This window comes from Gemmatimonas aurantiaca (assembly GCF_037190085.1).
In the GTDB taxonomy this organism is placed as follows: Bacteria; Gemmatimonadota; Gemmatimonadetes; order Gemmatimonadales; family Gemmatimonadaceae; genus Gemmatimonas; species Gemmatimonas aurantiaca_A.
The window spans coordinates 118,006-143,669 of the sequence record NZ_JBBCJO010000002.1 but is presented as its reverse complement, the minus strand read 5'-3'; the positions used below and the strand labels follow the sequence as shown (position 1 = coordinate 143,669).

Genomic DNA, 25,664 nt, shown 5'->3' with positions numbered 1-25,664 from the left:
GCTTGAGAAATTTTTAGCGTGGCCTAAAATTTCAGTATGGCCATGCGGAAGGCGGAATTGCCGGCGGAAACCGGTACGGACGGCAAAGAGCTCGCGGAGGGTACCGGCGAGGCGGGGTGGCGGCGAGCCCGTCTCGCCCCCTCGCTCGCCGAGGTGCACCGCTCGGTGGAAGTGCACGGAACCTCGTGGTTCCGGAAGCTGCTGGCCTTTGCCGGGCCGGGATACCTCGTGGCGGTGGGCTACATGGATCCCGGCAACTGGGCCACGGATCTGGCCGGTGGCTCGCGGTTCGGGTATGCGCTGCTGTCCGTCATCCTGCTGTCGAACCTCATGGCGGTGCTGCTGCAGGGGCTCGCCTCGAAGCTCGGGATCGTCACGGGGCGGGATCTTGCCCAGGCCTGCCGCGATCACTACAGCCCGCGCGTGTCGTTCGTGCTGTGGGTGTTGTGCGAGATCGCCATTGCGGCCTGTGATCTGGCCGAGGTGATCGGATCGGCGATCGCGCTCAATCTGCTCTTCGGGATCCCGCTGGCGTGGGGGATCGCACTCACCGCGCTCGACGTGCTGCTGGTGCTGTATCTGCAGAACAAGGGGTTCCGCATGCTCGAGGCGCTCGTGATCGCGCTCGTGGCGGTGGTGGGCGGCTGTTTCCTGTTCGAACTGATCATCTCGCGCCCCGATCTCGGCGCCGTGGCGCGCGGCTTCGTGCCGTCCACGGAGATCGTGCGCAATCCCGAAATGCTCTACATCGCCATCGGCATTCTGGGAGCCACGGTGATGCCGCACAATCTGTATCTGCATTCGTCCATCGTGCAGACGCGGAAGTACGCCGAGAATGCCGAAGGTAAACGGGAGGCGGTACGCTTCGCCTTTGCCGACTCCACCATCGCGCTCACGTTCGCGCTGTTCATCAACGCCGCGATTCTCATCGTGGCCGCCGCGACGTTCCATCGCACGGGCAACACGCAGGTGGCGGAGATCCAGGACGCCCATCAACTGCTTTCTCCACTGCTGGGTGTCACGGGCGCGAGCGCGGTGTTCGCGCTCGCGCTGCTGGCGTCGGGTCAGAATTCGACGCTGACCGGTACCCTGGCGGGGCAGATCGTGATGGAGGGGTTTCTCGATCTGCGCATCCGTCCCTGGCTGCGGCGGTTGATCACGCGCGCGATCGCGATCGTGCCGGCGGCGATCGTGGCGGTATTTTACGGCGAGAGCGGGACGGCCAAGTTGCTGGTGTTCAGCCAGGTCATCCTCTCGTTCCAGCTGTCGTTCGCGGTGTTCCCGCTGGTGCGCTTCACCTCCGACCGGGTGAAGATGGGCTCCTTCGTGAATTCCACGCCGCTGCGTGTGGCCGCGTACGCGGTGGCCGCGCTCATTGCGGTACTCAACGTGTGGTTGCTCTTGCAGACCGTCAGGGAGTGGATGGCCTGATGTATCGTCGCATTCTCGTTCCGCTGGAGCACTCGTCGTACGACGACGTGATCATCGCACACGTGCGGCAGCTGGCGACGTTGTGCCGGTCGTCGCTGTTGCTGATTCACGTGGCCGACGGGTGGGCGGCCCGGCATCAGCGGTCACTCAAGCTGCGCGAATCGGAAGAGATGCGCGTCGATCGGGAGTACATCGAAGGGTGGTGCGCCAGGCTGCGGGGCGAGGGGTTCGAGACCGATTCCATTCTGGCCGGCGGCGATCCGGCCTCGGAGATCGCCGCCGCGGCGGATCGTGAACATTGCGATCTGATCGCCATGGCGGTGCACGGACATCGTGGGCTGCAGGACGTGATTTATGGCACCACGGCCAATACGGTGCGTCACCGGACGATGGTGCCGGTGCTCATGGTGCGCGGTCCCGCGGGTGGACGTCCCCGCTGAGTACCGCTGGGTACCGCCAAGTACATTTGACGCACCGCGCCGCGCTAGATTGCTGGCATGCCACCCCGCGCCACCGCCGCCCCGCTGTCACTGACCGAACCGGTCGAAGACTATCTCAAGGCGATCTACGAGCTGGAAACCCGCATGGGGGCGGCCGCGACGTCCGATGTCGCGCAGGCGCTCAATGTGGCACCGGCGTCGGTGACCGGGATGATCCGGCGGTTGGCCACGCAGGGATTCGTCGATCACGAGCCGTATCGGGGCGTGCAGCTCACCGAGCTCGGACGTCGCACGGCGCTCCGCACCATCCGGCGGCATCGCATTCTCGAGACCTATCTCACGCGCGTGCTGGGGTACGCGTGGGACAAGGTTCACGATGAGGCCGAGCGTCTCGAACATGCGGCGTCCGACGATCTCATCGAGCGCATGGCGGCAGCCCTGGGGCATCCGGTGGCCGATCCCCATGGGGCACCCATTCCCACCGCCGATGGCGTCGTGGACGAACGGTCGCATCGCACGCTGGCCGATCTCGAGGTGGGCGAGTCGGCGTGCATGGTGCGGGTGAGCGACAAGAACCCTTCGCTGTTGCGCTACCTGGCCGAGATTGCTTTGCAACCCGGCGCGCACGTCACGCTGGCGGCGCGGGCGCCGTTCGATGGACCGCTGACCCTGCGGATCGGTGCGGCGGAACAATCCGTCGGCCCCGGTCTGGCGGCGCAGATTCTCGTGGAACCCGTGCCCGACCGGAACATCGTCCCCGATCCCTCGCGCGCGCAGCCGCCTTCGTCGACACGATCGCAACCACGCGCGCGCAGGAAATAGCGTCAGGAAACCGCGGTGGGCCCTTGGATCAGGAGGTCCGGTCCGCGATCAGCTTGCGGGTCTCGGCGGTGAGCGTGTTCCGCTTGCGCAGCTCCAGCAGACGGGCGGCATCACGCTCGGCCCTGGCCCACTGCTTGGCATCCCGGTTGAGCCAGAGGGCGTCGAGGAGTGCGCAGGCTTCCGTGTTGTCGTCACCGCGTTCCGCGGCGTCGCGCGCGAGAGCGTTCATCACCTGTGCGGCATCGCGGCTGTTGTCCTGCGAGAAGAGCACACGCGACAGACCGAAGGACGCGGCCACGGGCAGAAGACCCGCATCACGATCGAGCGCGGCGGCGATGACAAAATCCCGTCGGGCCAGTTCCAGATTTCCCTCGCCAAGCGCACGTCGCGCCCGCGCGACATACTCGTCAGATGGGGTGTCGTGCGGAGGCGCGACGGTGGAGACCGGTGGCGGCGTGGTGGCGGGCGCGGTCGCCGCAACGATTCGGGCCGGGACCGGAGTCGCGACCTGGAACGCCGCGAATGCAGTGAGGACGATTGCCAGCATGGGACAGCTCCTCGAGTAACTCGAATATCAGGATGGAAGAAACAGGCCGTCGTTCCGCCTGTATCCCCTTAGACGGAATCTGACCCGGGGGAGATTCGTGGCAGGGTCCACTGGCACCCCGGCGTGACCAATGGCGTTGGCCATGCTCCCGTCGGCGGTTCAGGGGCTCGTTGCCATCGGCTCTCCGACCTCCGCGTTTCGCTCTATACTTCACACATGTCTGCGCACACACCGCCTCCGGTTTCCGCCGACGACGCGATCCGCCTGGTTCGAGGGGAATCGGTCGCGCCGCACGACCTCCTCGGCGCTCACGCTCTGGTCGTCGACGGGGTCGAGGGCGTCGTGATCCGGGCCTGGATGCCCCGGGCCCGCAGCATCGATGTCCTGATCGGCGATCATCGCACGACCATGGAACGGGAAGCTTCGGGAATCTTCTCGGTGTTTCTCCCGGATCGCCGTCTCCCGCTGCGCTATCGGTTCGAAGTGACGGACGACGAGGCGCAGGTGCGGCTCGTCGACGATCCGTATCGCTTTCTGCCGACCATCGGAGACGTGGATCTGCATCTCTTCAACGAGGGACGCCATCTGCGTCTCTGGGAGAAGATGGGCGCCCATCCGCGGACGATCGACGGTGTGGAAGGCACGGCATTCGCGGTGTGGGCCCCCAACGCCACGCGCGTCGGTGTGTCCGGCGATTTCAACCGATGGGATTGTCGCGCGCACACGATGCGCCGCCTCGGATCGAGCGGTGTGTTCGAGCTGTTCATCCCCGGTGTGGAAGCGGGCGCACTCTACAAGTACGAAATCCGCACACGCACGGGATCGCTGCGCGTCAAGACGGATCCCTTCGCCGCAAAGCTCGAACAGGGACCGGGACATGCATCCATCGTGCAGGCCCGGAGCCGCTATCCGTGGCGCGATGGCCGATGGCTTGCGCAGCGTGCCGAATCGGATGTGCGGCGCGAGCCCATGCTCGTGTACGAAGTGCACCTCGGATCGTGGATACGTGGAGAGGACGATCGTCTGCTCTCCTATCGTGAAATCGCGCCGCGCCTGGCCGCTCATGTCTCGACGTTGGGATTCACCCACGTCGAACTGCTGCCGGTTCAGGAGCATCCGTTCGGGGGGTCGTGGGGATACCAGGTGGGTGGGTATTTTGCGCCCACCTCACGTCATGGATCGCCCGACGACTTCCGCTATCTCGTGGACACGCTGCACGAGGCGGGGATCGGTGTGCTGCTGGACTGGGTGCCGGCGCATTTTCCGAAAGACGACTGGGCGTTGCGTCGGTTCGACGGCACCGCGTGTTACGAACACGAAGATCCCCGTCTCGGTGATCACCCCGAATGGGGGACGCACATCTTCAACTACGCGCGTCACGAGGTGCGCAACTTCCTCCTGGCCAACGCGCTGTACTGGATCGAGGAGTTCCACATCGACGGTCTGCGTGTGGATGCCGTCGCATCCATGCTGTATCTCGACTACAGCCGCGAAGCGGGACAGTGGTTGCGCAACCGGTTCGGCGGGCGGGAGAACCTCGACGCGATCGCGTTTCTCAAGCAGCTCAATCACGCCGTCCAGTCGTTGCATCCCGGTGTGGTGACGATCGCCGAGGAAAGCACGTCGTGGCCCAAAGTCACCGCGCCGATCCGGGAAGGCGGGCTCGGTTTCACGCTGAAGTGGAACATGGGCTGGATGCACGACACGCTCGACTACTTCGGAATCGATCCGTTCTTCCGCAAGGGCGCGCACGACAAGCTGACGTTCGCCATGTGGTACGAATACAGCGAACGATTCATGAATCCGCTGTCGCACGACGAGGTGGTGCATCTCAAGCGTTCCTTGCTCGAGAAGATGCCGGGCGATCTGTGGCAGAAGTTCGCCAACCTGCGGACACTGATCGGCTACTCGGTCACGCGGCCCGGCAAGTCGCTCTTCTTCATGGGTACCGAAATCGCGCCCCATCGCGAGTGGAATCATGATGCGAGCCTCGACTGGCATCTGCTCGAGGATCCCCGCCGACGTGGACTGGTCGATTTCATGACGGCGCTCGGTGGGATCTATCGCACACGTCCGTGCTTCTGGCGCGCCGACTACGATCCGTCGGGTTTCCGCTGGATCGATGTCGCGGATCGCGAGCAGTCCGTGTTGTCGTACGCACGGGTCGACGGGCAGAGCTCCACCCCGTCGCATGCCCTGGTCGTGCTGAATCTGACGCCCGTGCCGCGTGACGCTTATCGCCTGGGGGTCCCGCAATCCGGCCGGTATCGCCTGCTGCTCAATTCCGACGCCGCGGCTTTTGGCGGCAGCGGGTATTCGGTGTTCGAAGAGGTGGCCACGGAGCCCACAGCCTATCACGGGTTCGAACAATCCATCGTGCTGTCGCTGCCGCCGCTGGCCATGCTGGTGCTGGAACCCGATGCCGCAACGACGGCGCCCGCGCCACTGCTGGTGGTGCCGGACGAGACGATGATCGTGGTTGACGTGGAAACGCCGGCGCCTGCACGAAAGACGCGTGCGCGTGGGAGCAAGACCGTCGGTGATGCGGCGCCTGCTTCGGCGACAAAGAAGAAGGCACCCGCAAAGGCGGCGCCCTCGGCCAAGACGAAGAAGGCAGCCAAGTCGAAAGCCAGGCCGGAGGCCGCGCCACAGGCCGCGCCACAGGGCACGCCACAGGCGAAGTCGAAAGCCGGCCCGGAACCGCAACCTGAAACCACCCACGCGGCACAACCGGAGAGCCGGCCGAAGACCAGGCCGCGCACCCGCGGGAAGTCACCCCGAAAGGATCAACCGGAATGAGTCGCGGCAAGCTGCTGGGCTTCGGCCTGCTGACGGCGATCGCCGTGTTCGTCTGTGTGCGCCTCGGGATCTGGCAGTTGCATCGACTCGGTGAACGGCAGGCGCAGAATGCCGTCGTGAGCGAACGCGGAGCGATGCCACCGCTCGATCTCGCTTCGTTGCAGGGGCAGGACACCACTGTCACGCATTGGCGGCGTGTCCGCGTGCATGCGCTGGCCGACTATGCGCACGAGGCCGTGCATGCGACACGTTCACAGGCCGGTGCGCCGGGCGTGCATCTGCTGACGCCAATCATCGCGCTGGATGGTGGATGGGCCGACACGGCCATCGTGCTGGTGCGGGGCTATATCTACTCACCCGATGCGCGGACGATCGATCACGACAAGGTGCGGGAAGGCGATACGCTGACGCTCGACGCCCTGGTGCTTTCCTATCCGCCCGCGCGCGTCGAACGTGTCACACTGCCTTCGAACCCGCGCGCGGTGCGTGTGCTCAACCACGACTCGCTGTCGCGCATCATGGGACAGCCACTCGCGCCGTTCCTGCTGCTGGCGCTGGGCGATACGACCGTCACCGATGTCGCGAAACTGACGCGCATTCCTCCCCCCTCCCTGGGGGAGGGGCCGCATCGTTCGTATGCGTTCCAGTGGTTCGGCTTCGCGACGGTGTTTCTGGTGGGCTTCGTGGCCGTGGCGCGCAGCAAGCGTCCACCGAAGGCATGACCGGAGTGAAGGCCGGCGCGTAGGGAACTCCATCGCGCACATTGTGCCATTTCGTGCCGCATCGCCGGCCGGATCAGTTCCGCCCGATGCTCCGGTACAGGAAGCCATGCGCCCGCGCTTCGTGGGGGCGATAGACGTTGCGCAGATCGACCAGCACCCGCTGGCGCATCATGCCGCCCAACTGCTCGAGATCGAGCGCGCGGAACTCGTTCCACTCGGTGATCAACACGAGGGCGTCACAGCCGGTGGCCACGTCGTACGCGTGTCCACACCAGGTCACATCGGCGATCAGCTCCGCCGCTTCCTTCATGGCCGCCGGATCGTAGGCGCGCACCGCCGCACCGGCATCCTGCAGCGCCGGAATGATGGACAGACTGGGCGCGGCGCGCATGTCGTCGGTGTTGGGTTTGAACGCCACGCCGAGTACCCCGATCGTCTTGCCGCGCACACTGCCGCCGCAGGCCTGGATCACCCGTGACGCCATGGCCCCTTTCCGGGTCTCGTTGACCTGCACGACCGCTTCCACCAGCCGCGCCGGTGCCCCGTATTCCTGCGCGGTGCGCACGAGCGCCACGGTGTCCTTGGGAAAGCAGGAGCCGCCGAATCCCGGGCCGGCGTGCAGGAATGTGCGACCGATGCGTCCATCCAACCCCATGGCCTGGGCCACGTCCTGCACATTCGCGCCCACCTTCTCGCAGAGATCGGCCATCTCGTTGATGAACGTGATCTTGGTGGCGAGGAATGCATTGGCGGCGTACTTGGTGAGTTCGGCGGTCTCCAGCGTCGTCACCACCATCGGCGTTTCCAGCAGATAGAGCGGGCGATACACCGCACGCATGACCTCTTCCGCCCGTGCCGACTCGGCGCCGATCACCACCCGGTCGGGTCGCATGAAATCGCCGATGGCCGACCCCTCACGAAGAAACTCCGGGTTCGACACCACGTCGAAATCGGCATCGGGGTTCGTGCTCTTGATGATCTCCGCCACCCGGCGCCCCGTCCCCACGGGCACCGTGCTCTTGGTGACCACGACCGTGTAGCCCGTGAGGTGTCGCGCGATATCGGCGGCGGCGGCTTCCACGTATCGCAGATCCGCATGGCCATCGCCGCGGCGCGACGGTGTGCCCACGGCAATGAAGACGGCGTCGGCCGATGAGACGGCCGATGCCAGATCGGTGGTGAACGTCAGGCGGCCGGATCGCAGCCCCTTCTCCACCAGTTCGTCGAGTCCCGGTTCGTAAATGGGAATCTCGCCACGTCGGAGTCGCTCGATACGCGACTCCGACACATCCACACACACCACATTGGGTCCGAATTCCGCGAAACAGGCCCCGGAAACGAGTCCTACATATCCACTGCCGACCATGGCGATCCGCATGCCACCACCCCGCGTGTCATCTCAGGCTCCGACGCGGTAGTAGTCGCGGTACCAGGCCACGAAGTTCGCTACACCGGTCTCGATGGAGGTGCGGGGCGCGAAACCCACGTCCTGCACGAGTGCATCCACATCGGCATAGGTCGCAGGCACGTCACCTGGTTGAATCGGCAGCATGCGCTTCTCCGCCGTTCGCCCCAGCGCCTGCTCCAACGTGGCAATGAGATGCATCAATTCGACCGGGTTGTTGTTACCGATATTGTAAATTCGGTACGGCGCTTTGCTGGTGGCGGGATCGGGGTGGTCGGAATCCCAGTCGGGGTTCGGGGCGGCGATATGGTCGCTGGTGCGGATCACGCCCTCGACGATGTCGTCCACGTACGTGAAGTCCCGCTGCATCTTCCCGTGGTTGAACACGTCGATGGGTTGGCCTTCCAGAATGGCTTTCGTGAACAGGAAGAGCGCCATGTCGGGGCGTCCCCATGGTCCGTACACCGTGAAGAATCGCAGGCCCGTGGTGGGCAGGCCGTACAGATGGCTGTAGGTGTGCGCCATCAGTTCGTTGGCCTTCTTCGTCGCGGCGTAGAGGGACACGGGATGGTCGACGTTCTGATGCACCGAGAACGGCATCGCCGTATTGGCACCGTACACGCTCGACGACGAGGCATACGTGAGGTGCTGCACCCCATGGTGCCGGCAGCCTTCGAGAATGTGCAGAAAGCCGACCAAGTTGCTGTCGATGTACGCGTGCGGGTTGGTGAGGGAGTAGCGCACGCCAGCCTGCGCGGCCAGGTGAATCACCCGGTCGAACCGCTCCTCGCGGAAGACTCGCTCGACGCCATCGCGGTCGCCCAGTTCAAGGCGCATCATGCGGAACCCCGGGTGCCGCGCGAGACGGGCGAGGCGGGCTTCCTTCAGCGTGGGGTCGTAGTAGTCGTTGACGTTGTCCAGTCCAACGACTTCGTCACCACGCGCCAGCAGGCGTTCGCTGGTATGGTATCCGATGAAGCCGGCGGCGCCGGTCACGAGAATCCTGGCCATGAAATCAGTATCCGGGAAAAAGGCGATCGATCAACGTTCGGAGAGTGCCGCGCGGGGCACGGGCCGACGCTGCAGCAGCAGGACGGCACTCATGATGGCGATACCACCGATGATGGTGCCAGCCCCGATTCCCTGACCGAGCAGCAGCACACCAAGTAACGTGGTCCAGAAGGGCTCCACCGTCGATGTGATGGCCGTTCGGACCGAACCCAGGAGCCGGAGGCCCACCAGAAACCCCAGAAACGCTCCCGCTGAGATCACGCCCTGGATCAGACTGGCGAGGAGAGCGATGGGCGCGGAAGGCTCCAGCAGAGCGCCACTCACGAGTCCCCAGGTGACGAAACACACCGAGCCACCCACCGCGATGGCCCGTGCAACGTCCAGCGGATCACGATCGACCTGCAGGCGTCCCAGCAGCGGAATGTAGAGCGCATACACGATGGCGGCCGCGAGAATCACCAGGACACCCAGGGGAGCGAGGGACGCCGCATCCGGCGCGCCCACCATGGCGCCCAATCCCACGAACGACAGCAGGAGCGCCCCCACCCGGTTGCGGTCGAGCGGCTCGGTGCCGCGCACCGCGGCGATGAGCGCGACCCATGCGGGGTAAGTGTAGAAAAGAAACGACGCCGTCGCTGCCGGCAGCCAGCGCAGGGCCGCCAGTGCCAGAGTGGCAACGGTTGCCTGACCCACGCCGGCCAGCATCAGCATGCGGGGACTGAACCAGGGCGCTTTTTGTGGGGCGCCCGCATTCGCCGAGGGCGTCCCCGACCGTTGTTTCCAGAGACCGAACACGACCAACAGCGCCGCCGTGGTCAGATATCGCCACGATTGGATGCTCTCGAGCGCCATGCCGTGATTGGTGGCAATGACGGTCAACGGCGAGATGGAACCGAAACAGCAGGCGCTCACCACCACGGCCACCGTCCCGCGGAGCGCGGTGCGGTGGTGCCCGTCCGACATCACAACAGCGTGCCGCTGAGCATCATGTAGGCGACGCTGAAGTAGATGCTGATGCCGGCCACGTCCACCAGTGTCGCGACGAACGGCGCGGAGGCACTCGCCGGATCGAAGCCGAGTCGACGGAGCACGAAGGGCAACATCGAGCCCGTCAGCGAGCCGAACGTCACGATGCCCACCAGCGAAACCCCCACCGTGAGCGCGATCAGGAGGTGGTGTACGCCGTAGTCGTAGAGCCCGAGCTCCTGCCAGGTGAGAATGCGTGCCACCGCGAGCAGGCCCAGAATCACGCCCAGCGCCAGCCCCGCGGGCAGTTCGCGCAATACGATGCGCCACCAGTCGCCGAGGCGCACTTCGCCGAGTGCCATGGCACGGATGATGAGGGACGTTGCCTGCGAGCCGGAGTTGCCGCCGGAGCTGATGATGAGCGGCACGAACTGCGCGAGCATCGTCGCCCGGTCGATGTCCGTCTGATAGTGCGCCATCGCCGATGCGGTGAACATCTCGCTGACGGCGAGCACCGACAGCCAGCCGGCCCGTTTGCGGACGTTCTGCCACAGGCTCACCTGCATGTAGGGCTCTTCGAGCGCCTGCATACCGCCGAACTTCTGCGCGTCCTCGGTCTGTTCTTCCTGGATGACGTCGATGACGTCGTCGACCGTGACCACACCCAGCAGGCGCCGGTCCTGATCGACGACGGGCAGCGCCACGAGGTCGTAGTTGGACGTGAGTTGCGACACCTCTTCCTGCGGCGTGTCCGGCGACACGCTCACCACGTCGGTCCAGGCATGCTCGCTGATGCGTGACCCTTCGGGGGCGGCCAGCAATTCCCGCAGCGACAGCACGCCGCGCAGCCGTCCGCCCGTATCGGTGGTGTAGATCGTGTACATCGCTTCACGACGCCCCGCCCGGGCCATGGTCCGGACGGCGCGCAACGACTCTTCCACCGTCAACGTCTCCTGCACCGAGACGAACTCGGTGGTCATGAGGCCGCCGGCGGTGTATGGGTCGTACTGCAGCAGGCGTTCGGTCTCGGCCTTCTCCGCGGGCTCGAGTTCCTGCAGGATCTCGTCGATGGTCTCGTCGTCGAGTTCCTCGAGCGCATCGGCGCGCTCGTCGGGATCCATCTCGGCGACGATCTCGGCGGCCTGCTGGGCCGGCAGCTCCTCGAGCACCTGCGTGCGGAGATCTTCGTCGAGATACTCCATCACCTCGGCCGCACGCTCCCTCGGGAGCGCGGCGAGGAACGCACGCACCTGTTCCTCCGGCAGCGCCTCTGCCACGTCGGCGAGGTCGGCCGGGTGCATTTCCTCCGTTTGCGGGCCGATGCTTGCCGGGTGCTCTTCGAGAAGCTCGAGCAGGTCCGGTACGATCAGCGCGGCAAGCGGCCGGTCCTTGTTGGCGCGTGGCGTCATCGGCGAAGGGGCGGCGGTCTGGCGCGCAAGTTAGACAAGGCCGGGCGGGAGGGCCATAGCCCGGTATTTCCAGAGAGCGGCCGGCCTGCCGTCAGACGATGGGTAGCGAGCCCCGCTCCTCGCGCACCGAACGCAGGGTCACACCGGCCAGTGTGAGCGCCGTGGCCAGAGCCTCCCGGTCGACCGGTGTCTCGGTGTCGAGCACCGCGCCAGTCATCGACACCTCGGCGGAGAGGATCCCGGGGACACCGGTCAGTGCCGTCCACACCGCCCGCACGGCATGGACGGAGAGGAGGCCGTCGATCTCCACGTAGGCACGGTAGCGTGGCATCTTTACAATCTCGACGACGTCGAGAGGTCGCTCAACTCCCGCGAATCGTGGATTCGCCTCCTGTTTTTGTCCCGTTGCCGCCTGCTGTATGCCTCGTGTCGCCTTTCTCGGATTGGGAGCCATCGGAACGCCCATGGCCCGGCACCTCGCCCGCCCGGAGTACGATCTCGTGGTCTGGAACCGCACGACGGCCCGTGCCACGGCCTTCGTGGCCCAGCATGGGGCTGCACAGGGCGTGCGGTTGGCGGCCACTCCCGCAGAGGCGGGGCGCGACCGTGACATCATCGTGACGTGCCTGCCGGTTTCCCGCGATGTGGAAGGGCTGCTGGACGGTCCTGACGGCCTCCTGGCCACGCTGCCATCGGGTGCGGTGCTGGTGGACTGCACATCGGGTGATCCGGTGACGTCGCGGCGCATCGCCGAACGTCTGGCGGCGCGTGGTATCGGTTTTCTCGACGCGCCGGTATCGGGGGGCGTGAGCGGCGCCGAGCAGGGGGCGCTCACGATCATGGTGGGAGGCGACGAGACCCTGCTCGAACGGGTGCGGCCGGTGCTCGAATGTTTCGGCAAGCGTATCGTTCATTGCGGTGGCATCGGGGCCGGCGACGCGCTCAAGGCCGTGAACAACGCCCTGCTGGCCATGCACATCTGGGGAACGGCCGAAGGGCTGGTCGCACTCGAGAAAGCGGGTGTGCGTTCCGACGTGGCCCTCGATGTGATCAACACCTCGAGCGGCCGGTCCAACGCCAGCATGAATCTGTTTCCCGAGCGGGTGCTCACGCGCGCCTTTCCGCGTACGTTCCGTCTGGCGCTGCTCGACAAGGACGTCGGCATCGCCGCCGATCTCGCGCGCGAACAGCAGATCGTGTCGCCTTTGCTGCAGCTCACGGCGGAGCTGTTCCGGCAGGCGCATCGCGAACTGGGTGAAGACGCGGATCACGTGGAGTCGGTGCAGGTGGTGGAGCGCCTCGGCGGTGGAACGATCGGCGGTAAACGTGATGCGGCGGAGTCGACATGAGCGGAGTTGGCAGCAGAGTCGGCCGCGAGATCGATATGACCGGCACCGACACGCCGGCACAGTCGTCCCGGATCGCCCCCGTCGAGGAAATCCGCGCCCGGTTTCCCGCCTTGCGTCGCCGCGAAGGTGATCAGACGGTGGCGTACTTCGATGGCCCCGGAGGTACCCAGGTGCCGCAGCGTGTCGTCGACGCCATGGGTGAGTATCTGCTGCATCACAACGCCAACACGCACTGGGCCTATCCCACCAGCGCGGAGACCGATGATCTGCTGCTGCGGTCGCGGGCGATTCTGGCGGATTTTCTGGGGGCGACTTCCAGAGAGATCGCCTTCGGCGCCAACATGACCACGTTGCTCTTCCACGTCGCCCGCGCCATCGGACGCGGATTGCGGGAAGGGGACGAGATCATCGTGACCGAACTCGATCACCATGCCAACGTCGCACCATGGCAGGCACTGGCACGGGAGCGCGGCGTGGTGCTGCGTTGGTTGCCCCTCGATCCCGCCACGTTCCGTCATGAGGAAGGAGCCTTCGAGCGGCTGCTTTCCGCGCGGACGAAGGTGGTGGCCGTCGGCGCGGCTTCGAATATCCTCGGTACGGTGAGTGATGTGAGCGGCATGGTGGCCCGCGCCCGCGACGCCGGTGCGCTCACCGTGGTCGATGCGGTGCACTATGCCCCGCATCACCTGGTCGACGCGGAATCCCTGGGCCCCGATTTCCTGTTGTGCAGCGCGTACAAATTTTACGGTCCGCATGTGGGCGTGGTGTATGGCCGCCGCGAAGCCACGGCGGCGCTCGATCTGCCGCGTCTCGAGCCGGCGCCGGATTGGGTGCCGGAATGCCTCGAGACTGGCACCCAGAATCACGAAGGCATCGTGGGGGCCGCGGCGGCCGTCGAGTTTCTGGCATCGCTCGCCGAGGGCGATGTCGTGGGATTCTCGCGACGCGCCCGTCTCGCGCAGGTGATGACCACGTTGCAGAATCGGGGGGATGTGCTCTTCGCGTATCTCTGGGAGCATCTCGCGCGCATCGATGGCGTGACCCTGTACGGTCCACCGCCGGGCACGCCACGAACCGCCACGTTGTCGTTCCGTGTACGCGGGCACACCAGCGAAGAGGTGGCGCGTGCGCTCGCACCCCGCGGCGTGTACGTCTCCCACGGCGATTTTTACGCGACCACGGTGGCGCGCAAGCTGGGTTTCGCCGACGAAGGCTTCGTGCGGGCGGGGTGTGCATGTTACACGACCCTCGACGAGATCGAACGGCTCGTCGACGGCGTGCGGGCGTTGTCGCACGGGGCGGTCTGAATGCGCCGGTTCGTCTGGCGATCGACACTCCGATCGACACCGCAATCCATGCAACGCTCGATGCCGCGATCGTTGCAACGCTCGATACGGCGACGGCTGCGGCTCGGCATCACCGGCATGGCATTGGGACTGACGGTGCCGCTCGCCGCCTGCGAGGAATCGCGAACCACCCGGCAGGCGCTGCCCGCCGCCGAATTCCTGTTCGCCGCCGGCGACTCCACCTACTGGGTGCGTAGCGGCGGCGAAGGCATGCGCGTGCGCAGTGCGCCCATTCTGCTCACACAGGTCGACGGGCGGCTGTTCGAGATTTTCATCGGCGACGATGGCGCCGAATACCCCGACGCGTCGTTCGCCACGGCACGGCTCTGGGCACGTTCGCTGCAGGGGCAGGACAGCACACTGCTCTTCGCCGACAGTACCGTGCTGCGCGAACTCGCCTCCTGGCGACGCCATCATCCGCGGGAAATGGAGATCGATCCCGCCGATGAGGAAGTGATCGACGATCCGCGCACCGTGGTGCAGGACGACATCGAGATTCTCGATGTGCATGGTCCCTACCTCACGTTCGAACATCTGCTGAATGTCGATATCGACGGAGGGCCATCGCATCGGCACACCGGTCGCCGCTACGTTGTGGATGTGCGCACCGGGCGTCTCATGGGTTTGGGCGAACTGCTCGGCGGCGCGGAAGCCACGCGGGTGGTGGGACAGGCCCGCACCTCACTCCGGCAATTGCTCGATTCCATTCGTATCGCCGGCGCGGGAGGGGACGATCGTGCGGCGGTGGCCCTGGAGACGCTGGAGAGTTTTGTCTTCGATTCCACGTCGTTCGGTGTGACCGATGTGGCGCGCGCGCCGGCCGTGGCCTTCATGGTTCCGGGCAATGGCGTGGATGGCGAGGCGCTGGCATTGCATCTCCCGCCGATCGCCGTGAGCGAACCGGTCTGGTGGAAGGCCGTCAGACCCGCACTCCCCGAATGGAGCGCGGATTCGTCCGTCGTGCGCTGGGAGCGTGGCAGCTATCAGGTGACCGCACGCCCCTCGGCGGACGGCGATGCGTTGGCGCTCGTCCTGAACGCCGGCGGTGGAGCGCAGGGGCGTCATGAATGGCCGGTGGCGACCGTGGGAGCCCCGGCCTATCAGCTCATCGCACTCGAATCCCCGCCCCTCGACAGCGCGTCACGCGCGGCTCTGGCGCGGGCGTTCGATGTGTCCACCGCACTCGATGGCATGGTGCAGCGGGCGCAGTATCGCCGGGTGCCCCGTCGCACGGCACTTCCCTCGTCGATGTGGCGTCGGGTGAACAATGCCACGTCCCGTCCGACCTCCTTCCGTCCTGCACCATGAGTGCCTCATGACCGAACGCGCCGTGCGTCCCGTCTCCGCATCCCAGCATGAAACGAGTGAGCTCATCATGCCGCACGATGCCAATATCCTTGGTCACGCGTTCGGCGGTGCGATCATGGCCATGGTCGACAAGGCGGCGGCCGTGGCGGCGTTCCGGCATGCCCGCACGGCGTGCGTGACGGCATCGATCGATCGGGTCGATTTCCGGGAGCCCATTCACGTGGGTGATCTCGTGACCTGCAAGGCGTCGGTGAATTTCGTGGGCACCACGTCCATGGAAGTGGGAGTGCGTGTGGAAGCCGAGGATCTCATCGGTGGCACACGGCGCCATACCAACACGTGCTATCTCACGTTCGTGGCCATCGATCGCAATGGACGTCCGGTACCGGTGGCGCTGGTGCAACCGGAGAACGAGGAGCAGGAGCGTCGCTACGAAGCCGCGCAGGCGCGCCGCCAGCGTCGGCTCGAGGAGCGGCAGGCGGAAGCCGCGTCCGACGAAAGGGTACACCAGCGTTGATGCGACATCCATGACATCTGCGTCCGATGCGCCCGCGGCACACGATACATTCGCCGCGCTGCGGGTGCCGAATTTCCGATGGTACATCCTGGCCCTGTTCACACTGACGCTCGGTGTACAGATCCAGGGCACGGTGGTGGGATGGCAGGTCTACGATCTCACACGGGATCCGCTCGCCCTGGGATTCATCGGACTGGCCGAGGCGCTGCCCGCCATCAGTCTGGCGTTGTTTGCCGGTCATGTGGTGGATCTGCACGATCGACGCCGCATCGCGATCGCCGCACTCATGGTGCTGGTGGGGTGTTCGCTGGGACTGTGGTGGCTGGCGCATCCATCGCCGTACCTGCTGCACGCTCTCACCTCCGCCGCGCGTGTACATGCCATCTACGGCGTGATCATCGTCAGTGGTGTGGCGCGGGCCTTTCTGCAGCCCGCACGGCAGGCACTCAGCGCGGAGTTGGTGCCGCGCACGCTCTATTCCAATGCGGTGACCTGGCGCAGCGGCACCTTCCAGCTCGCGGCCGTGCTTGGACCGGCGCTCGGCGGCGTGTTGTACGCCATCGGAGGCACGGTGCTCGGCTATTCGGTCGACGCCGCGCTCATGGTGTTCGCGGTGGGCGTCCTGGCCACGGTCCGGCATCGTTCACCCATCCGTGAGGTGTCCACGGAACCGGTGCATGTGGCCATTCTGAGCGGCCTGCGTTTCATGTGGAGCGAACCGCTGCTGCTCAGCGCCCTGACGCTCGATCTGTTCTCGGTGCTGTTTGGCGGCGCCGTGGCGCTGCTGCCGGTGTTCGCGGCGGAGATCCTGCGTGCCGGACCGTCTGCGCTGGGTATGTTGCGGGCCGCGCCCGCCGTGGGCGCCGTGCTCACCAGCATCGTCCTCACGAGGTGGCCGCCTTTCGCACACACGGGACGCAATCTGTTGATCGCCGTGTCCGGATTTGGCATCTGCACCATCGTATTCGGCCTCAGTCGTTCTCTGCCGCTGTCACTGGCCGCGCTGGCCGTGGGCGGAGCCTTCGACGTGGTGAGTGTGGTGATCCGCAGTCTCATGCTGCAGATGCGCACGCCGGAAGCCCTGCTGGGGCGGGTGTCCGCCGTCAATCAGATCTTCATCGGATCATCCAACGAGATCGGCGCATTCGAATCGGGCGTGACGGCCCGGTGGTGGGGCGCGGTCACCGCCGTCGTGGTCGGCGGGATGGCCACCCTGGCCGTCGTAGCCACGGTGGCCTGGCGTGTTCCCACATTGCGCCGACTGAAACAACTGACACACTGATCGTCCGTCGCACACCGGTGATTCATCCGATTCATCGAAGAATCTCCAGCGCGCGACGGGTGGGTCAGGTGTCAATCGGGACCGAGTTGTGCGTGTGCCGTGCGTGTGTCGTGAGCGGGCCTTTCCCGCGTCATCCGTGAGTCACTGCACGTTGACGCGATTGGTCGTCGCGGTCACGTTGAAGGTCTGGGCGAGAGTACCGGGAGTGTACTTGCCATCCGTGTACAGCCCGTCCACTGCGGTGCCCGATTCGCTGCCGCCCGTGTAGAGGCGGTATCCGTTGCCTGCCGTGAGCAGCGGCGAAGAGATCACCAGCGACTGATACGCCTTGATCGGTGCGATGTCGAGAATGGCCTGATCGCCGCTCGACTGCAGGTGCACGATGCTGCCGGCACTGCGCGCACTGCTGAACGTGAACTGCACCGAGCGCTGCGTCGAGGTCGTGCCCGGGGCCTGGGCCATTCCGGAACTGCCGGTCGCCACCAGGAAGCCGCCGGTCATGGTGAACGTGCCGTCGTAGTCGATCGGCGCGTTGTTGTTGGCCGTCGGGCCGGCCACCACCAGGCAACCGCCACTCATGGCAACGTTGGCGTTGGAGTCGAAACCATCGCCGCCCGCAATACTGGTGATACGTCCACCGGTGATGCGGATCGTGTAGTTCCCGGTCGGACGCCCGGGTGCGGTGTCGCCATTGCCTGCCAGGTTGATGCCGTCATCGCTCGACACCACGCGCACCCGCCCGCCGTTGAAGGTCATGTCGGCCGTGCCGGCTTCGATGCCTTCGTAACTCTTCGTCACGTCGATCGTGCCGCCGTTGATGGTGACCGCCGAATCCGCATGCACACCATCGTCTCCGGTGCTGATGCTGAACGCGCCGCCGTTCACCACGAGGTTGGCATTGGAGTGCAGGCCATCGTCGGCGGTATCGAGCGTCACGGTGCCGCCATCGGCCACCAGTATCACGCCGGCCTTGAGTCCCTTGGCGGAGAGGGTGTCGGGAATGGTCACCGCGCTGCCGCCGTGGGTGACGGCCTTGAGGGTGCCACCCGTCATCAGCAAATCCGTTTCCGCCTGCACCGCATCATTGCCCGCAGTCAGTGTGAACGTGCCACCGGCCAGCAACACATACCCGAGGGCGGCATCGCCGTCTTCCGTGGACTTGAGCGCATCACCACCGGCCGTGACGTCGAGCGTGCCGCCCCGCACCACGAGGTAGTCCTTGCCGCGGATGCCGTCTTCCTTCGCATTCACGGTGATACGCCCCGAACGGATCACGAGACCGTCCTTGGAATGAATCCCGTGCTTCACCTTTCCGGTGATGGTGAGTGCACCTTCACCACCGATGGACAGGTCGACTTTGCTGTAGAGCGGCGCATTCTGTTCGGCGCCCGACGGATACGACGTGCCGTCCTGCAGCGTGTTCGTCGAACCGCTGGCCAGTACGATCGCCGCGCGTTTGGCCTTGGAGATGAACAGCGGAACATCGGTCGTGCGGGTGATGGAGGCCCCATCGAGCACGAGACGAACGAGGCCGGTATCGGACGTGCTCACGAACACCTGCCCGTCGGTCATGGTGCCACTGAGTCGATAGGTACCCGCGGCATTGATGGTCACCGTGCCGCCACTGACCGATGCCCCGGATCCGGTGATGGTCGCGCCCGTGCCGCTCAGCACGATCGTCGTCGCCGTGACCCCATCGATGGTGTAGTCGGCGGTGACTTCATGATCGGCCGTGTTCGTCGACATCGCCGACGCCACCGTGTAGGCATTGGTGAGTTTCGCGTCTTCACTGCAGGACAGCGAGGCCACGGAAAACGTCGACGTGGATCCGCTGCCCGTCCCGCCGGTCGATGAGGTGTCCCCTCCGCCCGTGGGAGCGGTGGCGCTGTCGCTGTTGGTACTGCAGGCGCCGAGCAGCAACGCTGCAGCGATTGCCATGACAGACAATCGACCGCGCGTCGGGCTCGGATTCTCGAAGAAAGACAGTGGCATATGGGGCTCCGTGTGTTGCGCAGATGCTTGACGCAGGTGCTCATGCAGATGCGGGTGAGTGCATGTGCCTGCGCAACACGTGAGTAACGGACGCCCCTACGGCACGACCTCGGCCAGTTCTTCGGTGAGCGCGAGTTCGATTTCGGTCCCGTCACGCGCGATCATGGTGTTGGCGAACACGGAGCGCGCTTCCTGTTCGAGATCGCGCGTATCGCGGGAATACCGCGCGGAGATGTGCGTGAGCACGAGACGTCGGGCGGAGGCCTGCAGTGCGACCTGCGCGGCTTCCCTGGCCGTGGAATGCCCGGTCTCGAGCGCGCGGGCGCTCTCCTCGTCGGCAAACGTGGCTTCGTGAATGAGCAGATCGGCGTCCTGCGCCGCGGCGATGGTGCTGTCGCAGGGGCGGGTGTCGCCGGTGATGACGATACGCCGACCACGCCGACGCTCACCAACCAGCACCTGGGGTTCGATGACCCGGCCATCCTCGAGCGTGATGGACTCGCCCCGGTGGATGCGTCCCCACAGCGGGCCCTCCGGAATGCCCAGCTCCCGCGCCAGATCGGGGTTGAACCGTCCGCGCCGCTCCTCCTCGACCAGGGCGTAGCCAAGCGCCGCCGTGCCGCGGTGATCGACGGCAAAGGTGTCGATCCGATAGTCACCACGCTTGAGGCTGGCACCGGCTTCCAGCTCGGTGATGTCTACAGGAAACGTGGTACGTTCGCCACCAATGTTGATGCACTGACGCAACGTTTTGCCCGTGCTACGCGGTGTCCACAGTCGCAACGGCTCAGTCCGCCCCTGAAGTGCCATCGTACGGATGAGTCCGGTTATCCCCAGCAGGTGGTCCGAATGGACGTGCGTGAAGAAGACCTCGGCCAGGGCGAACGAGACGCCATAGCGCATCATCTGACGTTGCGTGCCTTCACCGCAGTCGAACAGCAGCGTTTCCCCCTCGCGGGTGATAGAAATGGCGCTGACCCCACGTTCGACGGTGGGGCGGGAGGCGGCGGTGCCAAGAAAACGGACGAGAAGCGGCATGGTCCGAATATAGACCGCTCCGATCGAAGGACGGGGACCGGCCCGGGGATGCCGCTGCTGTGATAGCCGACGTCTCAGCACCGAGAGGGTGATCTGTGACGTCGGTTCCAGCCGAGCACATGTACGGCCCGGGGCTTGCAGTGCATGGAAGACGGTTCGCCGCGGTGGGCTGCTGCTGTAATGGATCCGGTGTCGGGTTCGATCACCAGCCGCTCATCGCCTTCAACAGGGACTTCCGGACGGCCGGGGGGCGTATGACCGGAAAGAGCCGACGTGGTTTTGCCTCGATGGATCCAGCGCGTCAGCGCGAGATCGCCAGCAAGGGCGGGCGTGCTGCGCATGAAAAAGGCACCGCACACGAGTGGTCGTCAGACGAAGCACGTGAAGCGGGGCGCAAAGGCGGGGTCGCGGTGAGTCGCGATCGCGCGCACATGGCCGCAATCGGCCGCGAGGGCGGGGAGTCGCGCAGCGCGGCTGCCCGCCAGGCGCGTGTCGGTCGTGTCTACGATCCCCGTATGTCGGAGCGGGAAGTGCCCATGCATGTCGCGCGTGAAGGAATGCGCGATGGTGTGCGGGAAACGGATCGCCCACGCCTGATACCGATGGATCGTCCGAGGACGATGCCGATGCGGAGCGACGAAACGTCGTTGCGCTGAGGTGTTGCGCCGGACACAGGGCTGAACGGCCGGTCGGGAAACCCCGGCCGGCCGTTTTCATTGTGCCTGCATTGGTGTGTGGTGTTCGCGTGACGTCTCCCTCAATACGTCGCGAGCAGCGTGGCCAGGCGTGAGTCGTCGATGTTCTGCCCACTGACCACCACCGCGATCGGTCCCGTTTGCGGCGTCACGCGCCCATGGCGCAGCGCGGCGACAGTGACGGCACCGGCGCCTTCCACCTTCATGCCCGTGGTGCGGTGCAGCCAGGCGATGCTCTCGCCGATCTCCGCTTCGGTCACGAGCACCAGATCGTCGGCGCAGCGTTGGCCGATGTACAGGGCCTCTTCGTCGATCTGACCGGCCAGGCCGTCGGCCAGTGTCGGTGTCACCGTCGTCTCCTGCACACGGCCGGCGCGCACGGAGTGTGTCATCGCCGCGGTCTCTTCGCTCTGCACACCGATCACGTGTACGTGCGGAGCGAGGGTGCGCAATACGGCACCCATGCCACCCAGCAGTCCGCCGCCACCCGTGCAGATCAGCACGGTCGTCACCGTCGGCAACTGCTCCAGCAGTTCGAGCGCGACCGTGCCCTGACCCGCGAGCAGATCGAGACCGAGACAGGGATTGATGAACCGGATGTCGTGCTGTGCCGCATGGGCTTTGGCCAGCACCATCGCCGCGTCGTAGTCCAGTGCTTCGTCGTTGACGATCGCGCCCAGTGCCCGAATACCGTCCTTTTTCACCTGGGGCGCGGTGCGCGGCACATACAGCATGGCTGGCGTATCGAACGCTTTGGCCGCGTACGCCACACCCAGTCCATGATTGCCGGCGCTCGACGCCACCACGCCCTTGCGTCGTTCCTCTTCCGTCAGCTCCGCCAGCACGTTGTAGGCTCCGCGGACTTTGAACGAACCCGTCGGATTCTCGAGTTCGAGCTTGAGCCACACCTCCACACCGAGCTGATCGGACAGAGATTCGTTTCGGACCAGTCTACTGGGCGGCATGATCGTGCGCACGTGCCGCTCGGCGGCGCGGACCGCGTCGACGGTGGGCAGGATGGTGGGATCGAGTGATGACATCAGAAGCCCGGCAACGGGAGAGGATCGTTGGACGCATCCGGCACGCGTCCCTGCGAAGGAGAGTCGGTGTCGTGTGAGGCGTTCACCCGCGCAATGTATCCGTCGACGTCGAACTTCGTCTTCGCCCGGGCCGTCGACATGGGACGCAGACCGCCCCAGATGGGCCGATTGCCCCAGGGGCGATCCCAGAGTCCCAGACACCACATGATACCGCCCACGCTGTTCGCGTCGCGTCCATCGAGCGCGTACTTGTCATTCAGGTGAAAGAGCCAGCGGCGCGCCGCTTCAGGATTCGCGGTCCAGAGCAGCATGGTCTTACCCCACAGCATGCGTGGGTAGTTGTGGATCACCCCCTGCGTGAGCAACTCGCGCTGCGCCGCGTTCCAGAGCGTGTCGCCGGTTTCCGCGCGTTCGAGCTGCTCCAGGGTGTACTGCACGGGACGTTCGTCGTGTGCATGTGCTTCCATGGTCCGCTGCGCCCAGGCGGGCAACGCGGCAATCTGATCGAACGCGGGGGTACGCAGACACCAGTTGAAGGACAGCTCCCGCCAGGTGACGAGTTGCTGGACGAAGGCATCGAGCGGCGGCGCGCCGATGCCCGCGGCACGCGCTTCGCGTACGAGTCGCGCCGGTGCGATCTGTCCGTAGTGCAGATATGGCGAGAGACGGGATGTGCTCCCGGCGTCGCTGGCTTCGTTGTGCTGCGTGTCGTATCGGGGAAGTCCGGTGATGAGGAACTGCTGCCAGCGGGCTTCGGCGGCCTCGCTGCCTCCCGCGAGCGTCACCGCCGGCACGGTGTGATCGATGGTGCAGGCGCTGACGATATCAGCAATGTCGGCATCGGTCATCGTGGCGATCGGCAGCGGTCCGCGATTTCCACCCTCACGAATCAGGGCACACAACGATTGCCGGAGCGATTCGGACACGGCCCGTTTCGGAGCGCGGTCCTCCACCGGTTCGATGGCATGATCGAGCAGGCGCGCAATTTTGGGGCGGATCGTGCGCGCCGCGTATTCGGCTTTCTCGAAGAGCCCACTGGGAACCGTGCACACGCTGTCCACGGCCAGCACGCGGCACTGCACGCGCTCGGCGAATCTGTTCAGGCGTTCGCGGACGCCGGCCGTGGGGAGGAGATCCGTGAACACCACGTACGCCCGCGCGGCCAGACGATCCACCACCCGTCGGTCATCGTCACGATGGGCGCGCAGCACGAACTGATAGTGCCATCCATGTGCTTCCGCACGTCGGGCGGTATCGCGGGCACCCTGCAGGATGAACGTATGGTGGCGCGCCGAAGCGTGGGGATAGGTCGGGTCCAGTCCCTGATGAATCACCACCGGCAGACCGAGGCGATCGGCCGTACGGACCGCCGCGCGCAGCCCCCAGTTCTCATCCAGCCGATGGGTGGACTGCATCCAGTACAGCACGTATTCCCCGTCCGGCCGATAGCGTTTCCCGTTCAGATCCACCGTCCGCGGCACGAGCTGGTCGCGCACATAGTCCGCCCCGAGGGGATGTGGTGTGGTCGACGGTGTGCGATCGGAATGCGGGAGGAATGCCATGGATGCACATAAATACCATGGAGCGTATCGGCGGCCAGTCTTCCGCATGCGTGCGCGTGCGCCTTGACACCACTCGTATGCCGGCTAGCTTCCCGTGCGTTACCCGATCGGCCCCGCGCTACCGGAGCGGGGCCATTTTTGTCGGGTCGACACACCTGGGGCTGTAGCTCAGCTGGGAGAGCGCTGCATTCGCATTGCAGAGGTCAGGGGTTCGAGCCCCCTCAGCTCCACTCGATATCTACGGAACCTTTTCGGGTTCCAGGGTATCAAATACGACCGGATCGTGACGGATCCGGCACTGGTGTGACGCAGGAACCTACTGCATCGTCCAGTGTATGTAGCGCCAAGCCCGCCGCCGATCGGTAGGACGGAGAGTTCCAATGACGGCGAGCGTGGCACCTTTTTGAGCCCTCGGCTGCGAAAGCGGTCGGGGGCTCTTTGTTTTGCGGCATCCGGGTGGCGGCATCCCGGGGGGCCGCATCCCGGGGGGCCGCATCCCGGGGGGCCGCATCCCGGGGGCCGCATCCCGGGGGCCGCATCCCGGATGCGGTCGGAGCCGTCTTCGGAGCCGTCCGCGGGTCAGAGCCCGGCCAGATCGGCGCGCATGGCCCGGAACACCTCGGCCAGGAACCGGTTCTCCTCTTCCTCCACCGTCCCGGCGAAGTCACTCATGGCGGTGAAGCCCAGATTGCCGAGAAAGCGCATGATCGCACTCTCCCGAACGGGCAGGTCGAGGACCCGCTCACTGAGGGTCTGACCATCGGGACCGGTGCGGAAACCCAGGGTGAAGACGATACCCCGCCCGGCAAAGAGATGCTGCAGGGGGGACCGCATCAGTCGCTCGGTGATGAGCGGCAGATGCCACTCCGGATCTTTGGTGAAGCGCAGCTCCCAGGCGCGTTGGCGGGGGGTGTCGATGTGCACGAAGGTCCCCTGGATGTTGGTCGCGCCCACGGTGAACAGGCCGAATTTTGCGAGCGCGTCCGCGGTGATCAGCAGGGTATCGGGCATGGCCCGCGCGGTGCCTTCCATCGGCTGCAGGTGACCGTCATGCGACCGGAAGCGCATGGAGACCCGCTTGTTGGCCGCTTGGACGTCGAACCATTCCGCGCCCGAGCGATCGGTCAGACGATACCGCCAGCGGGAGGACTCCACGTATTTGCGCAGGAACTTCGCGTAGGCCGGATACGCGCCCTGGATGCGGCTGGCGTCCACGCGGAATTGCAGGGCCACGAGTGTCGATCCGTCGGCGTGGGCCGTGGTCGCGACCGAGTCGAGCAGCAGGAAACGTCCGAAGGCGGCCGTGGTGCGGGGGAACGTGGTGCGGTAGTCGCTGCGGAGCGCGCCGGCCGGACGTTCCGCCGAGAGCAGGAATCCCCGCATGAGATCATTGAGTCGTGCCGGTGGCATGGTCCCCACGTGGTGCTCCACCGCCGTGTGCCACAGCCAGTCGTTTTCGCCCCGCTGCGACAACGCGATGATATGCCGCTGTTCACCCAGGCGTGAAGGCACCGGCACGTCGGAGCGCGCCGTGAAGAGATACTCGTTGTTGGCCAGGAGGGCCTGCACCTCGAGCTCACGCTCCGAGCCGGTGGTGGTGGAGCGCATCCCCGTCCAGAGGGCGGTGTCGTTGACCAGCTTGGAGGGCGCGAATGCGTATCGGGCGAGGCGCATGCGGGCGTTCGCGAACTTGGGCGTGCGCACCACGTTGGTGAACCGGTACTCGAATGCGGATGCCACCGCGTCCAGATTGGCTCGCGCCGACGCCACGTCGCCGCCGGCCCCCACCACGGCAGCCCGGCAACCGGCCATGACGGCGAGCAGCAGAACGCTCACCAGTGGGCGCAGGGCCCTGCTGGCGTGAGCGCGTGGGGGCGTCTTCACGAAGGCGGTATGGAGCAAGCGTGTCAGCGGGGTAAAGAGGCGGAACGGGGAGCCGGCGCTCGTATGGAGCGAAGGACGCGAAGGTACGCTGCGGAGGCA

Annotated in this window: 22 protein-coding genes and 1 tRNA gene; 12 read left to right on the top strand and 11 right to left on the bottom strand. The window is 65.7% G+C overall.

All coding sequences use genetic code 11. The features are described 5' to 3' along the window. Positions 1 to 36: 36 nt before the first annotated feature. The 3 genes from WG208_RS02260 to WG208_RS02250 are packed head-to-tail and all read left to right on the top strand — an operon-like array spanning position 37 to position 2,693. Positions 37 to 1,431: an Nramp family divalent metal transporter gene (locus tag WG208_RS02260; RefSeq protein ID WP_337169689.1), complete on the top strand. Its 1,395-nt coding sequence runs from the start codon at positions 37 to 39 to the stop codon at positions 1,429 to 1,431. Beyond that, positions 1,431 to 1,871 (top strand): universal stress protein, encoded by a 441-nt coding sequence (locus WG208_RS02255; RefSeq protein ID WP_337169688.1) that lies wholly within the window; start codon positions 1,431 to 1,433, stop codon positions 1,869 to 1,871. Before WG208_RS02260 ends, WG208_RS02255 begins: the two co-directional genes overlap by 1 nt. A 57-nt stretch (positions 1,872 to 1,928) precedes the next feature. Continuing rightward, positions 1,929 to 2,693: a metal-dependent transcriptional regulator gene (locus WG208_RS02250; protein WP_337169687.1), complete on the top strand. Its 765-nt coding sequence runs from the start codon at positions 1,929 to 1,931 to the stop codon at positions 2,691 to 2,693. A 28-nt stretch (positions 2,694 to 2,721) separates the two neighbouring features. On the opposite strand, the gene WG208_RS02245 is transcribed toward WG208_RS02250, so the two are convergent. Next, positions 2,722 to 3,240, bottom strand: coding sequence for a hypothetical protein (locus tag WG208_RS02245; protein WP_337169686.1), 519 nt, complete (start codon positions 3,238 to 3,240; stop codon positions 2,722 to 2,724). Positions 3,241 to 3,456: 216 nt separating this feature from the next. Here WG208_RS02245 and glgB point away from each other — a divergent pair, with 216 nt between their 5' ends. Both glgB and WG208_RS02235 read left to right on the top strand, forming a co-directional pair. After that, entirely contained in the window at positions 3,457 to 6,039 is a 2,583-nt protein-coding gene (glgB, locus tag WG208_RS02240; RefSeq protein WP_337169685.1) for a 1,4-alpha-glucan branching protein GlgB, read from the top strand. Next, positions 6,036 to 6,761, top strand: a complete 726-nt coding sequence (locus tag WG208_RS02235; protein ID WP_337169684.1) for an SURF1 family protein — start codon at positions 6,036 to 6,038, stop codon at positions 6,759 to 6,761. The genes glgB and WG208_RS02235 overlap by 4 nt, the downstream gene beginning before the upstream one ends. Before the next feature lie 73 nt (positions 6,762 to 6,834). Here the strand turns inward: WG208_RS02235 and WG208_RS02230 are convergent, their stop codons facing one another. From WG208_RS02230 to WG208_RS02210, 5 genes are all read right to left on the bottom strand, one after another. After that, positions 6,835 to 8,139, bottom strand: a complete 1,305-nt coding sequence (locus WG208_RS02230; RefSeq protein WP_337169683.1) for a UDP-glucose/GDP-mannose dehydrogenase family protein — start codon at positions 8,137 to 8,139, stop codon at positions 6,835 to 6,837. Positions 8,140 to 8,160: 21 nt separating this feature from the next. Beyond that, positions 8,161 to 9,177 (bottom strand): NAD-dependent epimerase, encoded by a 1,017-nt coding sequence (locus WG208_RS02225; protein ID WP_337169682.1) that lies wholly within the window; start codon positions 9,175 to 9,177, stop codon positions 8,161 to 8,163. Between the two features lie 30 nt (positions 9,178 to 9,207). Further along, positions 9,208 to 10,140 (bottom strand): DMT family transporter, encoded by a 933-nt coding sequence (locus WG208_RS02220; RefSeq protein WP_337169681.1) that lies wholly within the window; start codon positions 10,138 to 10,140, stop codon positions 9,208 to 9,210. Next, entirely contained in the window at positions 10,140 to 11,552 is a 1,413-nt protein-coding gene (mgtE, locus tag WG208_RS02215) for a magnesium transporter (RefSeq protein WP_337169680.1), read from the bottom strand. The genes WG208_RS02220 and mgtE overlap by 1 nt, the downstream gene beginning before the upstream one ends. Positions 11,553 to 11,643: 91 nt before the next feature. Beyond that, complete coding sequence (locus tag WG208_RS02210; protein WP_337169679.1) at positions 11,644 to 11,883, bottom strand: hypothetical protein; 240 nt, start codon at positions 11,881 to 11,883, stop codon at positions 11,644 to 11,646. Between the two features lie 88 nt (positions 11,884 to 11,971). On the opposite strand from WG208_RS02210, the gene WG208_RS02205 reads away from it, so the two are divergent. From WG208_RS02205 to WG208_RS02185, 5 genes are read left to right on the top strand one after another with little or no spacing between them, the layout of a single operon-like run. Next, a complete protein-coding gene (locus WG208_RS02205) occupies positions 11,972 to 12,901 on the top strand; it encodes an NAD(P)-dependent oxidoreductase (protein WP_337169678.1) in 930 nt (309 codons plus the stop codon). A gap of 35 nt (positions 12,902 to 12,936) precedes the next feature. Continuing rightward, positions 12,937 to 14,208 (top strand): cysteine desulfurase-like protein, encoded by a 1,272-nt coding sequence (locus WG208_RS02200; RefSeq protein ID WP_337169677.1) that lies wholly within the window; start codon positions 12,937 to 12,939, stop codon positions 14,206 to 14,208. Between the two features lie 48 nt (positions 14,209 to 14,256). Beyond that, the gene (locus tag WG208_RS02195) at positions 14,257 to 15,555 is read left to right on the top strand and encodes a hypothetical protein (RefSeq protein WP_337169676.1); all 1,299 of its coding nucleotides are present in this window, start codon (positions 14,257 to 14,259) and stop codon (positions 15,553 to 15,555) included. Positions 15,556 to 15,562: 7 nt separating this feature from the next. Continuing rightward, complete coding sequence (locus WG208_RS02190; protein WP_337169675.1) at positions 15,563 to 16,072, top strand: acyl-CoA thioesterase; 510 nt, start codon at positions 15,563 to 15,565, stop codon at positions 16,070 to 16,072. A 10-nt stretch (positions 16,073 to 16,082) separates the two neighbouring features. Continuing rightward, positions 16,083 to 17,354, top strand: coding sequence for an MFS transporter (locus WG208_RS02185; RefSeq protein ID WP_337169674.1), 1,272 nt, complete (start codon positions 16,083 to 16,085; stop codon positions 17,352 to 17,354). A gap of 141 nt (positions 17,355 to 17,495) precedes the next feature. Here WG208_RS02185 and WG208_RS02180 read toward each other — a convergent pair whose 3' ends face one another. Further along, positions 17,496 to 19,292, bottom strand: a complete 1,797-nt coding sequence (locus WG208_RS02180; RefSeq protein ID WP_337169673.1) for a carbohydrate-binding domain-containing protein — start codon at positions 19,290 to 19,292, stop codon at positions 17,496 to 17,498. Between the two features lie 150 nt (positions 19,293 to 19,442). Further along, a complete protein-coding gene (gene rnz / locus WG208_RS02175; RefSeq protein ID WP_337169672.1) occupies positions 19,443 to 20,384 on the bottom strand; it encodes a ribonuclease Z in 942 nt (313 codons plus the stop codon). A 254-nt stretch (positions 20,385 to 20,638) separates the two neighbouring features. Between rnz and WG208_RS02170 the strand changes: the two genes are divergently transcribed. Beyond that, on the top strand, positions 20,639 to 21,040 hold the full coding sequence (locus tag WG208_RS02170) for a KGG domain-containing protein (protein ID WP_345786954.1): 402 nt from the start codon (positions 20,639 to 20,641) through the stop codon (positions 21,038 to 21,040). A 101-nt stretch (positions 21,041 to 21,141) separates the two neighbouring features. On the opposite strand, the gene WG208_RS02165 is transcribed toward WG208_RS02170, so the two are convergent. Then, positions 21,142 to 22,119 carry a threonine/serine dehydratase gene (locus WG208_RS02165; protein WP_337169671.1) on the bottom strand — a complete coding sequence of 326 codons (978 nt, stop codon included), beginning with the start codon at positions 22,117 to 22,119 and terminating at the stop codon, positions 21,142 to 21,144. Further along, entirely contained in the window at positions 22,119 to 23,681 is a 1,563-nt protein-coding gene (locus WG208_RS02160; protein ID WP_337169670.1) for a deoxyribodipyrimidine photo-lyase, read from the bottom strand. The genes WG208_RS02165 and WG208_RS02160 overlap by 1 nt, the downstream gene beginning before the upstream one ends. A gap of 157 nt (positions 23,682 to 23,838) precedes the next feature. Here WG208_RS02160 and WG208_RS02155 point away from each other — a divergent pair. Continuing rightward, a tRNA-Ala gene (locus tag WG208_RS02155) sits at positions 23,839 to 23,911 on the top strand. 349 nt (positions 23,912 to 24,260) lie between these two features. Here the strand turns inward: WG208_RS02155 and WG208_RS02150 are convergent. Then, on the bottom strand, positions 24,261 to 25,517 hold the full coding sequence (locus tag WG208_RS02150) for a hypothetical protein (protein WP_337169669.1): 1,257 nt from the start codon (positions 25,515 to 25,517) through the stop codon (positions 24,261 to 24,263). Between the last annotated feature and the right edge of the window lie 147 nt (positions 25,518 to 25,664).

Coding starts and splice junctions, on each gene's coding strand:
- WG208_RS02220 (WP_337169681.1), bottom strand. CDS start 10,140: ATGTCGGACGGGCACCACCGCACCGCGCTCCGCGGGACGGTGGCCGTG.
- WG208_RS02210 (WP_337169679.1), bottom strand. CDS start 11,883: ATGCCACGCTACCGTGCCTACGTGGAGATCGACGGCCTCCTCTCCGTC.
- rnz (WP_337169672.1), bottom strand. CDS start 20,384: ATGCCGCTTCTCGTCCGTTTTCTTGGCACCGCCGCCTCCCGCCCCACC.
- glgB (WP_337169685.1), top strand. CDS start 3,457: ATGTCTGCGCACACACCGCCTCCGGTTTCCGCCGACGACGCGATCCGC.
- WG208_RS02190 (WP_337169675.1), top strand. CDS start 15,563: ATGACCGAACGCGCCGTGCGTCCCGTCTCCGCATCCCAGCATGAAACG.
- WG208_RS02200 (WP_337169677.1), top strand. CDS start 12,937: ATGACCGGCACCGACACGCCGGCACAGTCGTCCCGGATCGCCCCCGTC.
- WG208_RS02230 (WP_337169683.1), bottom strand. CDS start 8,139: ATGCGGATCGCCATGGTCGGCAGTGGATATGTAGGACTCGTTTCCGGG.
- WG208_RS02180 (WP_337169673.1), bottom strand. CDS start 19,292: ATGGCAATCGCTGCAGCGTTGCTGCTCGGCGCCTGCAGTACCAACAGC.
- WG208_RS02195 (WP_337169676.1), top strand. CDS start 14,257: ATGCAACGCTCGATGCCGCGATCGTTGCAACGCTCGATACGGCGACGG.
- mgtE (WP_337169680.1), bottom strand. CDS start 11,552: ATGACGCCACGCGCCAACAAGGACCGGCCGCTTGCCGCGCTGATCGTA.
- WG208_RS02205 (WP_337169678.1), top strand. CDS start 11,972: ATGCCTCGTGTCGCCTTTCTCGGATTGGGAGCCATCGGAACGCCCATG.
- WG208_RS02225 (WP_337169682.1), bottom strand. CDS start 9,177: ATGGCCAGGATTCTCGTGACCGGCGCCGCCGGCTTCATCGGATACCAT.
- WG208_RS02165 (WP_337169671.1), bottom strand. CDS start 22,119: ATGTCATCACTCGATCCCACCATCCTGCCCACCGTCGACGCGGTCCGC.
- WG208_RS02250 (WP_337169687.1), top strand. CDS start 1,929: ATGCCACCCCGCGCCACCGCCGCCCCGCTGTCACTGACCGAACCGGTC.
- WG208_RS02160 (WP_337169670.1), bottom strand. CDS start 23,681: ATGGCATTCCTCCCGCATTCCGATCGCACACCGTCGACCACACCACAT.
- WG208_RS02255 (WP_337169688.1), top strand. CDS start 1,431: ATGTATCGTCGCATTCTCGTTCCGCTGGAGCACTCGTCGTACGACGAC.
- WG208_RS02235 (WP_337169684.1), top strand. CDS start 6,036: ATGAGTCGCGGCAAGCTGCTGGGCTTCGGCCTGCTGACGGCGATCGCC.
- WG208_RS02245 (WP_337169686.1), bottom strand. CDS start 3,240: ATGCTGGCAATCGTCCTCACTGCATTCGCGGCGTTCCAGGTCGCGACT.
- WG208_RS02260 (WP_337169689.1), top strand. CDS start 37: ATGGCCATGCGGAAGGCGGAATTGCCGGCGGAAACCGGTACGGACGGC.
- WG208_RS02170 (WP_345786954.1), top strand. CDS start 20,639: ATGACCGGAAAGAGCCGACGTGGTTTTGCCTCGATGGATCCAGCGCGT.
- WG208_RS02185 (WP_337169674.1), top strand. CDS start 16,083: ATGACATCTGCGTCCGATGCGCCCGCGGCACACGATACATTCGCCGCG.